Raw genomic sequence first — 12,558 nt, forward strand, 5'->3', positions numbered from 1 at the left:
CCAGCTTTTTGAACAACGCCAGCCTGGCATCCCGAGAGAGACACCATGACCACCAAACCCATCGTTCTGAACCCCCGCAGCAAGAACATCACCGAAGGCAAGAGCCGCGCGCCGAATCGCTCCATGTACTACGCCATGGGTTACGAAGAAGGCGACTTCAAGAAACCGATGGTCGGCGTGGCCAACGGACACAGCACCATCACGCCTTGCAACAGCGGCCTGCAAAAGCTGGCGGATGCGGCCATTGCCGGCATTGAAGAAGCCGGTGGCAACGCGCAAGTGTTTGGTACACCCACCATCTCCGACGGTATGGCCATGGGCACCGAAGGCATGAAGTACAGCCTGGTGAGCCGCGAAGTGATCTCTGACTGTATTGAGACCTGCGTGCAGGGCCAGTGGATGGACGGTGTGGTCGTGGTCGGCGGCTGCGACAAGAACATGCCAGGCGGCCTGATGGGCATGCTGCGCGCCAACGTACCCGCCATCTATGTCTACGGTGGCACCATCCTGCCCGGCAGCTACAAAGGCAAAGACTTGAACATCGTCAGCGTGTTTGAAGCCGTGGGCGAAAACGCCGCCGGCCGCATGAGCGACGAAGACCTGCTGCAGATCGAACGCCGCGCCATCCCTGGCACCGGCTCCTGCGGCGGCATGTACACGGCCAACACGATGTCGTCGGCCTTCGAGGCGCTGGGCATTTCGCTGATCTACTCCAGCACCATGGCCAACCCGCACGACGAGAAAATGAACTCGGCCAAGGAATCTGCCAAGGTGCTGGTCGAAGCCATCAAGAAGGACCTGAAGCCCCGCGACATCGTCACCAAAAAGTCCATCGAAAACGCCGTGGCCGTGATCATGGCCACTGGTGGCTCTACTAACGCGGTGCTGCACTTTTTGGCCATCGCCCACGCGGCCGGCGTGGACTGGACCATTGACGACTTTGAACGTGTGCGCGTGAAGACACCCGTGTTGTGCGACCTGAAACCGTCCGGCAAATACCTGGCCGTGGACCTGCACCGCGCCGGTGGTATTCCGCAAGTGATGAAGACACTCTTGGCCGCAGGCCTGCTGCACGGTGACTGCATCACCATCACCGGCCAGACCGTGGCCGAAGTGCTGAAGGACATTCCCGATGTGCCACGCGCCGACCAGGATGTGATTCGCCCCATCGACAACCCCATGTACAAACAAGGCCACTTGGCCATTTTGAAGGGCAACCTGAGCCCCGAAGGCGCGGTTGCCAAGATCACCGGCCTGAAGAACCCGGTGATGACCGGCCCGGCCCGGGTGTTTGAAGACGAACAGTCCGCACTCAAGGCCATCCTGGACAACAAGATTGTTCCCGGCGATGTGATGGTGCTGCGCTACCTGGGCCCCAAGGGCGGCCCTGGCATGCCCGAAATGCTGGCACCCACCGGCGCCTTGATTGGTCAAGGCCTGGGCGAAAGCGTAGGCCTGATCACCGACGGCCGCTTCTCCGGCGGCACCTGGGGCATGGTGGTCGGCCACGTGGCGCCGGAAGCCGCAGCCGGTGGCGTGATTGCGCTGGTGCAAGAGGGTGACTCCATCACCATCGATTCCCGCCAGCTGATTCTGGAACTGAATGTGCCCGAGGCCGAAATTGCCAAGCGCCGTGCGGCGTGGACGGCCCCTACGCCGCGTTACAACCGCGGTGTGCAGGCCAAGTTTGCGTTTAATGCCTCCAGCGCCAGCAAGGGTGCCGTGTTGGACAATTACTGATCCGTTGCAGGGCTTACGCCCTGCCACCAACAAAAAAGCGCCGCAATGCGGCGCTTTTTTGTTGGTGGTGCATTCACCCGTCCATCAACGGCGCTTTTTGCTTCCCAGCGTGCCAATGGCCTTGCGGTTGTTGTCAATGCGCGCCTGCTTGCGTGCGTTTTCACGTTCCATGGCCTTGCGTTTGGTGTACCCCGAGCTATCGGCCCAGGACCACCAGGCCACGGCCAGACCAAACGGCGTGAGCACCAGCCACCACGACCAGGCGGCCACGGGGTCCACTTCCAGGTATTTCAGCGCCAAGAGCACCAAACCGATTCCCAAAAAATACATGACTCTCTCCTGCTGGGTTGCGCCAGCGCAAGGGTGGCGTCAACCGCTGTTACTACAATGGCGTTGAAGCACTGTAAACCAACCCACGAGGTCTCGATGAAAAAATCCCTGATCACCTTGGCACTGGGCGCAAGCGCCCTCTTGTCCGCTGCACCCGCCTTTGCAGACCTGGCGCTGGCCACTTCCAAAAACTGCATGGCCTGCCATGCCGTGGACAAGAAACTGGTGGGCCCCGCCTACAAAGACGTAGCCGCCAAGTACAAGGGCGACAAGACCGCCGTGGACAAACTGGCCACCAAAATCATCAAGGGTGGCAGTGGTGTGTGGGGCGCGGTGCCCATGCCCGCCAACGCCCAGGTGAACGAAGCCGATGCTAAAAAGCTGGCGACCTGGATACTGGCCACCAAATAAGTCCCGAGGAGACAACGGCCCGCTTGCAAAAGCCGGCCGCCAACGGAAAAAGCCGCAACACGCAAGTGCTGCGGCTTTTTGTTTGGGGCGAGAAGCATCGCCCCAAACAGCCTTTTAATAGGCCTGGCCTAATTGATCCAAGATGGCGGGGTTTTCCAACGTAGACGTGTCTTGTGTCACGGCTTCACCCTTGGCCAACGAGCGCAGCAGGCGGCGCATGATCTTGCCAGAGCGGGTCTTGGGCAGGTTTTCACCAAAACGGATGTCCTTCGGTTTGGCGATCGGGCCGATCTCCTTGGCCACCCAATCCCGCAGTTCCTTAGCAATCGCTTTCGCCTCGTCGCCTTTGGGCATGGGACGCTTGAGCACGACGAACGCGCAGATGGCTTCGCCCGTCAGATCGTCAGGGCGGCCCACCACAGCAGCTTCGGCCACCAGGTCGGTTTTGGAGACCAGCGCAGATTCAATTTCCATCGTGCCCATGCGGTGGCCCGACACGTTCAGCACATCGTCAATACGCCCGGTGATGCGAAAGTAACCCCGGTCGGCACTGCGCACCGCGCCGTCACCGGCCAGGTACAACTTGCCGCCCATCTCTTCAGGGAAGTAGGCTTTCTTGAAACGCTCGGGGTCGTTCCAGATGGTGCGGATCATCGACGGCCAGGGGCGCTTGACCACCAGAATGCCGCCGGTGCCATTGGCAATGTCGTTGCCCACCTCGTCCACGATGGCGGCCATGATGCCGGGCAGTGGCAGCGTGCAACTACCGGGTACTAGCGGCGTAGCGCCAGGCAACGGCGTCATCATGTGACCGCCGGTCTCCGTCTGCCAAAAGGTGTCCACGATGGGGCAGTTCTCATGGCCCACGTTTTTGTAGTACCACATCCAGGCCTCGGGGTTGATGGGCTCGCCCACCGAACCGAGGATGCGCAGGCTGCTCAGATCGCTGCGGTCAGGATGGACTGCAGCATCGCTCTCGGCGGCCTTGATCAGTGAACGGATGGCGGTAGGCGCGGTGTAGAAGATGCTGCACTTGTGGCGTTCGATCATCTGCCAGAAGCGGCCAGCGTTCGGGAATGTGGGGATGCCTTCAAAGATGATTTGCGTGGCACCGGCGGCCAGCGGGCCATAGGCCACATAGGTGTGGCCAGTGATCCAGCCAATGTCGGCGGTGCACCAGAACACATCAGCGGGCTTCAAATCAAACGTCCAGTCCATGGTCAGCTTGGCCCACAGCAGGTAGCCGCCTGTGGAATGCTGCACGCCCTTGGGCTTGCCGGTAGAACCCGAGGTGTAAAGGATGAAGAGCGGGTGCTCGGCGCCCACGGGCACCGGTGCACATTCGGTGCTTTTGCCGGCCAGTGCTTCGGTGAAAGTCTTGTCACGGCCTGGCACCATGTTGCAGGCAGTTTGGGTGCGCTGGTACACGTACACGGTCTTGATGGACTCGCAGCCACCCATGGCCAGACCTTCGTCGACGATGGCCTTCAATGGCAGTTCTTTACCGCCACGCATCTGGTAATTGCTGGTGATCACAGCCACAGCACCGGCGTCGATGATGCGTTCTTGCAGTGCCTTGGCCGAAAAGCCGCCAAACACCACACTGTGCGTCGCGCCAATGCGTGCACAGGCTTGCATGGCAATCACGCCTTCCAGCGTCATGGGCATGTAGACCAGCACGCGGTCACCCTTTTTCACACCATCGGCCTTCAGTGCATTGGCAAACTGGCTCACACGGGCCAGTAGCTCTTTGTAAGTGGTCTTGGTCACCGTGCCGTCGTCGGCTTCAAAGATCACTGCCACCTTGTTTTCGGTCGGTGTGCCGATGTGTTTGTCCAGGCAGTTGGCGGAAGCGTTGAGTTCACCGTCGTCAAACCACTGGTAAAACGGCGCGTTGGATTCGTCCAGCGTGCGGGTGAAGGGCTTGTTCCAGACCACGTTTTCACGCGCCAGGCGGGCCCAGAAGCCTTCAAAGTCTTTGTCCGCCTCGGCACACAGGGCGTTGTAGCCCTCCATGCCGGACACGCGGGCGGCCTTGACCATGGCCTCGCTGGGGGGGAAAACGCGGTTTTCAACCAGCAGAGATTCCATAGCCGATGTCGATGTACTCATATTTTTGTCTCCTCGAACGTATCAAAACTGCCCGGACTGTCGTAGTCTGCACTTACAAGCCACTGACTGGCTCAAAGCTTACAAATTTGCGCCGAGACCCGGGCAACGGCCTCAGGTCACCAAATACAAGCCAAATCGACCTCTAACCCCCGTGGATATTGCGCAAACAGCTATTGATTCAATAGCAATTAACGCACCCACTCAACGCCCCGTCATGTCCGCGGGCACCACCCACTGGTCAAACTGCTCTGCCGTCAGGTAACCGCTGGCCACGGCCGCGTCGCGCAGGCTGCTGCCCTCCTTGTGGGCCTTTTTGGCAATGGCTGCTGCCTTGTCATAGCCAATGTGCGGGTTCAGCGCGGTGACCAGCATTAGCGAACGGCCCACCAGTTCGGCGATGCGTTCGCGGTTGGGCGCAATGCCCACAGCGCAGTGGTCGTTGAAGCTGACCATGCCATCGCTCAGCAGGCGCACGCTTTGCAAAAAGTTGTGCGCCACCAGCGGGCGGAACACATTGAGCTCGAAGTTACCCGACGCCCCCCCAAAATTGATCGCCACGTCATTGCCAAACACCTGCGCCGCCAGCATGGTCAGGGCCTCACTCTGCGTGGGGTTGACCTTGCCCGGCATGATGCTGGAGCCCGGTTCGTTCTCGGGAATGCTCAGCTCACCGATTCCGCTGCGCGGACCACTGGCCAGCCAGCGCACGTCATTGGCGATCTTCATGAGGCTGGCGGCCAACGTCTTGAGTGCGCCATGCGCATGCACCAGTGCGTCCACGCTGGCCAGCGCTTCAAACTTGTTGGGCGCGGTGACAAAGGGCAAGCCGGTGAGAGTGGCGAGCTCGGCGGCCACCTGCTCCGCATAACCTTTGGGTGCGTTCAGGCCCGTGCCCACGGCCGTGCCACCCAGCGCCAGTTCGCACAGGTGCGGCAGTGCGGCGCGCACATGGGCCTCACCGTGGGTGAGCTGCGCCACATAGCCCGAGAACTCTTGGCCCAGCGTGAGCGGTGTGGCGTCCTGCAAATGGGTGCGGCCGATCTTCACGATGCTGTCAAACTCGGCTGACTTCTGCGCCAACGTCGCACGCAGCTTCACAATCGCGGGCAACAGTTTGTGCGTGATCGCATCCACCGCCGCCACATGCATGGCTGTGGGGTACACGTCGTTGCTGGACTGGCTGCGGTTCACGTCGTCATTCGGGTGCACCAGCCGCCCTTCCCCGCGCGCGCCGCCCAGCAGTTCGCTGGCGCGGTTGGCAAGCACCTCGTTCACATTCATATTGGTTTGTGTGCCCGAACCGGTTTGCCAGACCACCAGCGGAAATTCATGCGGGTGTTGGCCGGCAATCACCTCATCCGCAGCGGCCACGATGGCCAGGGTCTTGGCCGCATCCTGCAGGCCCAGCGCATGGTTGACCCGGGCCGCGCTGCGTTTGGCCTGGGCCAGCGCACGGATGATCTCCACCGGCTGGCGCTCACCCGAAATGTCAAAGTTCTGCAGCGAGCGCTGGGTTTGTGCGCCCCACAGCCGGTCGGCGGGCACCTCAATGGGGCCAAAGGTGTCGCGTTCGGTACGGGAAGGGCTTGTAAGACGCATGGAAGGCTTGGCAGGGCTGACCTGTCAAAATAGCGGTTGGAAGATTTTCAGCATAGCCCTCAATCAAAGCAATACCCCGCACCAGGGAGATTGCCATCAACGCCCACCGCCATGACGACCTCCATCCGCCAAGCCGACCTGATCGAATCCGTCTCTGCCGCGCTGCAGTACATCAGCTACTACCACCCCGCCGACTACATCGCCCACCTGGCCCGCGCCTACGACCGCGAGCAAAGCCCCGCTGCCAAGGACGCCATCGCGCAGATCCTGACCAACAGCAAGATGAGCGCCACCGGCCACCGCCCGATCTGCCAGGACACCGGCATCGTCAACGTGTTCCTCAAAGTCGGCATGGACGTGCGCTGGGAAGGCTTCACGGGCTCTTTGGACGACGCGATCAACGAAGGCGTGCGCCAGGGCTACAACCACCCGGACAACACCTTGCGCGCGTCCGTCGTGGCAGACCCCGAGTTCCTGCGCAAGAACACCAAAGACAACACGCCCGCAGTCATCTTCACCGAGCTCGTACCCGGCAGCACCTTGGAAGTGACGGTCGCCGCCAAAGGCGGTGGTTCCGAGAACAAAAGCAAGATGTACATGCTCAACCCCGGCGACTCGGTGGTGGACTGGGTGCTGAAGACCGTGCCCACCATGGGCGCGGGCTGGTGTCCGCCCGGCATGTTGGGTATTGGCATCGGTGGCACCGCCGAAAAAGCCGTGCTGATGGCCAAGGAAAGTCTGATGGACGACCTGGACATGTACGAGTTGCAAGCCAAGCAGGCCTCCGGTGCAGCACTGGATAACGTCGAAAAACTGCGCCTGGAGTTGTTCGAGAAGGTCAACGCCTTGGGCATTGGCGCGCAGGGCCTGGGCGGCCTGACCACGGTGCTAGACGTGAAAATCAAGATGTACCCGACCCACGCGGCCAGCAAACCCATTGCCATGATCCCGAACTGCGCAGCCACGCGCCACGCCCACTTTGTGATGGACGGTAGCGGCCCGGTCTACCTGACCCCACCGTCGCTGGATCTGTGGCCCAACGTGAACTGGACGCCCGACTACCAGCAAAGCAAAAAGGTCGACCTGAACACACTGACGCCCGCCGAAGTGGCGAGCTGGAAGCCCGGCCAGACCCTGCTCCTGAACGGCAAGATGCTGACCGGCCGCGACGCTGCCCACAAGCGCATCAAGGACATGCTGGCCAAGGGCGAGAAGCTGCCAGTGGACTTCACCAACCGCGTCATCTACTACGTGGGCCCTGTGGACCCGATCAAGGGTGAAGCCGTCGGCCCCGCCGGCCCCACCACCGCCACCCGCATGGATGGCTTTACCGAGATGATGCTGGCCCAAACCGGCCTGATCTCCATGGTCGGCAAGGCTGAGCGCGGCCCGGTCGCTATTGAAGCCATCAAGAAACACAAGAGCGCGTACCTGATGGCGGTGGGCGGTGCCGCTTATCTTGTGTCCAAAGCGATCAAACACGCCGAAGTGGTGGGTTTTGCCGACCTGGGCATGGAAGCGATTTACGAGTTTGACGTGGTGGACATGCCCGTCACCGTGGCGGTAGATTCGGGTGGCACGAGCGCACACATCACCGGCCCGGCCGAATGGCAAAAGAAGATTGCCACGGGCGAGTTCAAGAGCATTCCCGTCACCTCCCACTAAACACCGCGTTAGGCCCTTGGTGCTCACCACGGCAATGCCCGCTGCCACCCGCCCCATCGGGGTGTTTGACAGCGGCGTGGGCGGCCTGAGTGTGCTGCGAGCGTTGCGCGCAGAGTTGCCGCACGAGCGCTTCGTCTACGTGGCCGACAGCGGCCACGCGCCCTATGGCGAGCGGGACGATGGCCACGTCACCACCCGCTCGCACGCCATAACCGACTACTTGCTGGGGCAACACCAGATCAAGGTACTGGTGGTGGCCTGCAACACGGCCACGGCAGCGGCCATCAAAACCCTGCGTGCGGCATACCCTGGCATTCCGCTGGTGGGTATTGAGCCCGCGCTCAAGCCCGCAGCAGCCGCCAGCCAGACCAAGACCGTGGGTGTGATGGCGACGCGGGGCACTCTGCAAAGCGAGAAATTCCAGGCCCTGCTGGCCTCGCTGCACGGGCAAGCCACCTTTGTACTGCAGCCCTGCGATGGATTGGCGATTGCCATCGAACGCAACGACGCTACAAAAATAGAAGCACTCTGCGCAGAGTACACGGGGGCTATGGGCCTGTTTGGCTTGAATTCTGAGGCCATGGACACGCTCGTGCTCGGCTGCACGCACTACCCATTTGTCGAATCCGTACTGCGGCGCTCCATTGGCACCCAGGTGGCCCTGCTGGAAGGTGGGGCGCCAGTGGCCCGCCAAACCCGGCGCTTGCTGGAGGCCACGGGGCTGCTATCGCCCGCAATCGCAGAGCGGCCGGCGGCTACCACCCAGTTCTTCACCACCGGCCAAGTCGAAGACCTGCGCAGCGCGGCGATGCGCTGGCTGCAGCTGGACGCCAGCGTCAGCGCCTTGGCAATCTGAAAACCGGGGAATAAGAAGAGCAGGCGGAAGGGAGCAGAAAGCCAGGTGGCCTGTCCGACAGGAATCGAACCTGTGACCTACAGCTTAGAAGGCTGTTGCTCTATCCAACTGAGCTACGGACAGAAAAAACAAAGGCCCCGAAGTATGACTACCCTGGGGCCTTTGTTATTGAATAATGGTCGGCGTACAAGGATTCGAACCTTGGACCCCCTGCTCCCAAAGCAGGTGCGCTACCAGGCTGCGCTACACGCCGACAGCTGGTATTCTAACCGCTGATAAAACCCTCTTCAGCGGGGTACCCCAATTAATTTTTTGCGCCCATCCATGGCCTCATCCCTTCCCCCACTCACGTGGCTAGACCCCGGAGAAGCTTTCCCTGAGGTCACTGTTGCATGGGGCAGCGAGAGCGATGCGCCGGGCCTGTTGTGCGCAGGCGCTGACCTGCTGCCCCAGACCCTGCAAGCGGCCTACGCGCAAGGGATCTTCCCCTGGTTCAGCGACGGGCAGCCCATTTTGTGGTGGAGCCCGAACCCGCGCATGGTGCTGCGCGTGCAAGACTTTCGGCTGCACCGCTCCCTACGCAAAACCTTGCACGCGTTTGCAGATACGGCGGGCTGCGAGGTGCGCATGGACACAGCGTTCGCCCAGGTCATCCAGGCCTGTGCCGAATCCTCCCGCCGTGGACAGTCCGGCACCTGGATCGTGGACGACATGGTGGCCGCTTACACCCGGCTGCACACGCTAGGCCTGGCCCACAGTGTGGAAACCTGGTGTGATGGTGCATTGGTGGGGGGGCTGTACTGCATTGGCATCGGCCAGGCAGTGTTTGGCGAGTCGATGTTCATGCGCCAAACCGACGCCTCCAAGATTGCCCTGGCCGCGCTCGTCGCGTTCTGTCGACACTCGGGTATCCAGATGGTGGACTGCCAGCAAAATACCCAGCACCTGGCGTCTCTGGGCGCGCGTGAAATGCCACGTGCCGATTTTGTGCAACATGTCCACCAGGCCCGAGAGGCGCCAGCGCCCCACTGGGAGTTCAGCCCTCTATACTGGAATCAACTTTTGTCTGCCTGATGCCGCGCCTCCATGACAGACCTGACTGACCTCCCACTCCAGGCCCTGCAGTTCTACGCCACAGCGCCGTACGACTGCAGCTACCTGCCCGATCGCCAGGCGCGGTCGCAGGTGGCCACGCCCAGCCACCTGATCGACAACAACGCCTACTCCGGGCTAGTGGCCAAGGGATTCCGGCGCAGCGGCATGTTCACCTACCGCCCCTATTGCGATGGCTGCCAGGCGTGCACCCCGTTGCGCGTCAATGCAGAGGGTTTTGTAGCCAACCGCAGCCAGCGTCGCGCCTGGAAGCAACATGCGCAGCTGGAGGTGCGGGTGTTGAAGCTGGGTTATGTGGCCGAGCATTACGCGCTGTACTTGCGCTACCAAACCAGCCGCCATGCCGGTGGCGGCATGGACGAGGACAGCGTGGACCAGTACATCCAGTTTTTGCTGCAGAGTCGGGTGAATTCACGCCTGGTGGAGTTCCGCGAACCCTCGGCCACGGGGGCCTTGGGCGAGTTGAAGATGGTGTCCATCCTCGACGTGCTCGACGATGGGATCTCCGCGGTCTACACCTTCTTCTCGCCCGACCTGCAGGCCAGCTACGGGACGTTCAACGTACTGTGGCAGCTGGCGCAAGCCAAGCGTCTCGGTCTGCGTTATGTCTACCTGGGGTACTGGATCGAACAAAGCCCCAAGATGCGCTACAAGTCGCTGTTCCGGCCCTACGAACTGCTGCAGAACGGGCAATGGGTTGGGGGCACTGCAGACACCGCAAGCGCAAATACGTCTGACGAACACCACACGCCGACCGCCATGGGGCCAGCACAGGGTTAACATCGGACGACTGACCGACTATGACCAAAAAAGACCTCGACCCGCCCAACACCCCCACGGTGCAAGTGATTGAACGCATGTTCACCCTGATTGATGTGCTGGCCTCGCGCGAGGAAGCCATTCCCCTGAAGGAAATCAGCGAGAAGGCGGGCCTGCACCCCTCTACCACCCACCGCATCCTGAATGACTTGGTGGCGGGGCGTTATGTGGATCGGCCGCAATCGGGCAGCTACCGCCTGGGCATGCGCCTGCTGGAGCTCGGCAATTTGGTCAAAGCACGTTTGAACGTGCGCGACGCAGCGCTGATTCCCATGCGCGAGCTGCACAAGCTGACACAACAGCCAGTCAACCTGAGCATGCGCCAGGGGGACGAAATCATTTATGTGGAACGGGCCTACAGCGAACGCTCCGGCATGCAAGTGGTGCGTGCCATTGGTGGCAGGGCCCCCTTGCACCTGACCTCGGTAGGCAAGCTTTTTTTGGCTGCCGACGACCCCCAGCGCACACGGGCCTATGCCACACGCACGGGTTTGCAGGGCCACACCAAAAACAGCATCACCGACCTGGAAACCCTGGAGCGAGAGCTGTCCAAGGTGCGCCAGTATGGCCAAGCCAGCGACAACGAAGAACTGGAGTTGGGTGTGCGCTGCATGGCAGCAGGCATTTACGACGACCAGGCCAAGCTCGTTGCAGGCCTGTCGATTTCGGCGCCCTCAGGGCGGCTGGAAGATGATTGGTTGCCCAAGCTGCAGGAAACTGCCAAGCAGATCTCGGAAACCTTGGGGTACCGGGGCCACAGAAAATAACACCTAGCGCCAGACGGCGCTAGGTGTTGCATCTCACATCACCCGCGGCGGGCATGTTCCCTGCTTGCCAAAGGTGCTGGGCGCACCCCAGGCGTGTGGTTGGTTTCCACCCATTTGCGCACACGCTCTGCATCACCAATGCGGCTGAGTTTGCCCGCCGAATCCAGAAACACCATGATGAGCTTGCGGCCGGCCACTTTGGCCTGCATCACCAAACATTGGCCCGCTTCGGTGATGTAGCCGGTTTTCTGCAAACCGATATCCCACGATGGATTTTTGACCAAGCGGTTGGTGTTGTTGTACTGCAAGGTGCGGTTGCCAACAGCCACTTGGTAGCCGGTGGAGGTCGACAGCTCCCGCAGAACAGGGTCACTGTGGGCATAGTTGACCAGCGTGGCCAAATCCTTGGCGCTGGACTGATTTTTGCTCGACAGGCCGGTTGGCTCTACGTAACGGGTGTCCTGCATGCCCATCAGCTTGGCCTTGATGTTCATTTGGGTCACAAAAACCTGCAAACCACCTGGGAATGTGCGCCCCAGGGCATGCGCCGCGCGGTTCTCACTGGCCATCAGGGCCAGATGCAACAACTCACCGCGACTCAGTTCAGTGCCTACGCGCAAACGGGAGGAGCTGCCTTTTTCGGTGTCCACGTCAGCCTGGGTGATCGTGATGATTTCGTCCATGGGCAGTTGGGCTTCGCTGACCAGTACACCCGTCATGAGCTTGGTGATGGAGGCGATAGGCAACACCGCCGATTCATTTTTGCTGAACAAGACTTCATTGGTGTCCTGGTCGACGACCAGCGCCACGCTGGACTTCAGATCCAGCTCGTCTTGCATACCGTGCAATCCCGCCAACTGCCCATACGAAGGCCTGGGGGGTGCCACAGCGACCACTTTGCGAACCAGCTTGGGGCGGGCGGTCTTTTTAACTACCGCTTTCTTCGCCAAAGCTTGTTTGGCTACCGGCTGAACGGTACGCGGCTTCTTACGCTGCGCGGCGGCTGCCCCTTCTTGGGGCAAAAACATGAAGGCTGCTACCAAGCCGCCAACACAGAGTTGCATAAGTCCGCGTTTCAACATAAGTCCTTCCAGAAGTAAGAAAACCGTAATTTCCTTACACACCCAATAGTCGTGAACTACAGTT

At 61.0% G+C, this 12,558-nt stretch carries 11 protein-coding genes and 2 tRNA genes; 7 read left to right on the top strand and 6 right to left on the bottom strand.

Going from position 1 to position 12,558, the window contains the following annotated elements:
- Positions 1-45: 45 nt before the first annotated feature.
- Positions 46-1,740 carry a dihydroxy-acid dehydratase gene (gene ilvD, locus AC097A_RS01230; protein WP_315494840.1) on the top strand — a complete coding sequence of 565 codons (1,695 nt, stop codon included), beginning with the start codon at positions 46-48 and terminating at the stop codon, positions 1,738-1,740.
- A gap of 84 nt (positions 1,741-1,824) precedes the next feature.
- On the opposite strand, the gene AC097A_RS01235 is transcribed toward ilvD, so the two are convergent.
- Positions 1,825-2,070 (bottom strand): TIGR04438 family Trp-rich protein, encoded by a 246-nt coding sequence (locus tag AC097A_RS01235; RefSeq protein ID WP_105259619.1) that lies wholly within the window; start codon positions 2,068-2,070, stop codon positions 1,825-1,827.
- A 96-nt stretch (positions 2,071-2,166) separates the two neighbouring features.
- On the opposite strand from AC097A_RS01235, the gene AC097A_RS01240 reads away from it, so the two are divergent.
- Positions 2,167-2,481 carry a c-type cytochrome gene (locus AC097A_RS01240; RefSeq protein WP_105259620.1) on the top strand — a complete coding sequence of 105 codons (315 nt, stop codon included), beginning with the start codon at positions 2,167-2,169 and terminating at the stop codon, positions 2,479-2,481.
- Positions 2,482-2,595: 114 nt separating this feature from the next.
- Here AC097A_RS01240 and acs read toward each other — a convergent pair whose 3' ends face one another.
- Together acs and fumC are read right to left on the bottom strand one after the other, a co-directional pair.
- Positions 2,596-4,593 carry an acetate--CoA ligase gene (gene acs / locus AC097A_RS01245; protein ID WP_479619460.1) on the bottom strand — a complete coding sequence of 666 codons (1,998 nt, stop codon included), beginning with the start codon at positions 4,591-4,593 and terminating at the stop codon, positions 2,596-2,598.
- A 201-nt stretch (positions 4,594-4,794) separates the two neighbouring features.
- Positions 4,795-6,192: a class II fumarate hydratase gene (gene fumC, locus AC097A_RS01250; RefSeq protein ID WP_479619461.1), complete on the bottom strand. Its 1,398-nt coding sequence runs from the start codon at positions 6,190-6,192 to the stop codon at positions 4,795-4,797.
- Between the two features lie 111 nt (positions 6,193-6,303).
- Here fumC and AC097A_RS01255 point away from each other — a divergent pair, with 111 nt between their 5' ends.
- Together AC097A_RS01255 and murI are read left to right on the top strand one after the other, a co-directional pair.
- Positions 6,304-7,857 (top strand): fumarate hydratase, encoded by a 1,554-nt coding sequence (locus AC097A_RS01255; RefSeq protein ID WP_479619462.1) that lies wholly within the window; start codon positions 6,304-6,306, stop codon positions 7,855-7,857.
- Between the two features lie 34 nt (positions 7,858-7,891).
- Positions 7,892-8,713 carry a glutamate racemase gene (murI, locus tag AC097A_RS01260; RefSeq protein ID WP_479619463.1) on the top strand — a complete coding sequence of 274 codons (822 nt, stop codon included), beginning with the start codon at positions 7,892-7,894 and terminating at the stop codon, positions 8,711-8,713.
- Between the two features lie 46 nt (positions 8,714-8,759).
- On the opposite strand, the gene AC097A_RS01265 is transcribed toward murI, so the two are convergent.
- A tRNA-Arg gene (locus AC097A_RS01265) sits at positions 8,760-8,836 on the bottom strand.
- A 53-nt stretch (positions 8,837-8,889) separates the two neighbouring features.
- Positions 8,890-8,966, bottom strand: a tRNA-Pro gene (locus AC097A_RS01270).
- Positions 8,967-9,037: 71 nt separating this feature from the next.
- Between AC097A_RS01270 and aat the strand changes: the two genes are divergently transcribed.
- Genes aat through AC097A_RS01285 form a run of 3 tightly spaced genes read left to right on the top strand, consistent with a single transcriptional unit; the run spans position 9,038 to position 11,412 of the window.
- The gene (gene aat / locus AC097A_RS01275) at positions 9,038-9,787 is read left to right on the top strand and encodes a leucyl/phenylalanyl-tRNA--protein transferase (protein WP_479619464.1); all 750 of its coding nucleotides are present in this window, start codon (positions 9,038-9,040) and stop codon (positions 9,785-9,787) included.
- 12 nt (positions 9,788-9,799) lie between these two features.
- Entirely contained in the window at positions 9,800-10,606 is an 807-nt protein-coding gene (locus AC097A_RS01280) for an arginyltransferase (RefSeq protein ID WP_479619465.1), read from the top strand.
- A 20-nt stretch (positions 10,607-10,626) separates the two neighbouring features.
- The gene (locus tag AC097A_RS01285; protein ID WP_105259627.1) at positions 10,627-11,412 is read left to right on the top strand and encodes an IclR family transcriptional regulator; all 786 of its coding nucleotides are present in this window, start codon (positions 10,627-10,629) and stop codon (positions 11,410-11,412) included.
- A 38-nt stretch (positions 11,413-11,450) separates the two neighbouring features.
- Here the strand turns inward: AC097A_RS01285 and pbpG are convergent, their stop codons facing one another.
- Positions 11,451-12,476, bottom strand: coding sequence for a D-alanyl-D-alanine endopeptidase (gene pbpG, locus AC097A_RS01290; RefSeq protein WP_370446696.1), 1,026 nt, complete (start codon positions 12,474-12,476; stop codon positions 11,451-11,453).
- Between the last annotated feature and the right edge of the window lie 82 nt (positions 12,477-12,558).

It is taken from the genome of Rhodoferax sp. XS2R6 (assembly GCF_056521365.1).

Bases quoted from the DNA above. Each gene is read 5' to 3' on its own strand.
- fumC (WP_479619461.1), bottom strand. From the start codon at position 6,192: ATGCGTCTTACAAGCCCTTCCCGTACCGAACGCGACACCTTTGGCCCC.
- ilvD (WP_315494840.1), top strand. From the start codon at position 46: ATGACCACCAAACCCATCGTTCTGAACCCCCGCAGCAAGAACATCACC.
- aat (WP_479619464.1), top strand. From the start codon at position 9,038: ATGGCCTCATCCCTTCCCCCACTCACGTGGCTAGACCCCGGAGAAGCT.
- AC097A_RS01255 (WP_479619462.1), top strand. From the start codon at position 6,304: ATGACGACCTCCATCCGCCAAGCCGACCTGATCGAATCCGTCTCTGCC.
- AC097A_RS01280 (WP_479619465.1), top strand. From the start codon at position 9,800: ATGACAGACCTGACTGACCTCCCACTCCAGGCCCTGCAGTTCTACGCC.
- acs (WP_479619460.1), bottom strand. From the start codon at position 4,593: ATGAGTACATCGACATCGGCTATGGAATCTCTGCTGGTTGAAAACCGC.
- AC097A_RS01285 (WP_105259627.1), top strand. From the start codon at position 10,627: ATGACCAAAAAAGACCTCGACCCGCCCAACACCCCCACGGTGCAAGTG.
- murI (WP_479619463.1), top strand. From the start codon at position 7,892: ATGCCCGCTGCCACCCGCCCCATCGGGGTGTTTGACAGCGGCGTGGGC.
- pbpG (WP_370446696.1), bottom strand. From the start codon at position 12,476: ATGCAACTCTGTGTTGGCGGCTTGGTAGCAGCCTTCATGTTTTTGCCC.
- AC097A_RS01240 (WP_105259620.1), top strand. From the start codon at position 2,167: ATGAAAAAATCCCTGATCACCTTGGCACTGGGCGCAAGCGCCCTCTTG.
- AC097A_RS01235 (WP_105259619.1), bottom strand. From the start codon at position 2,070: ATGTATTTTTTGGGAATCGGTTTGGTGCTCTTGGCGCTGAAATACCTG.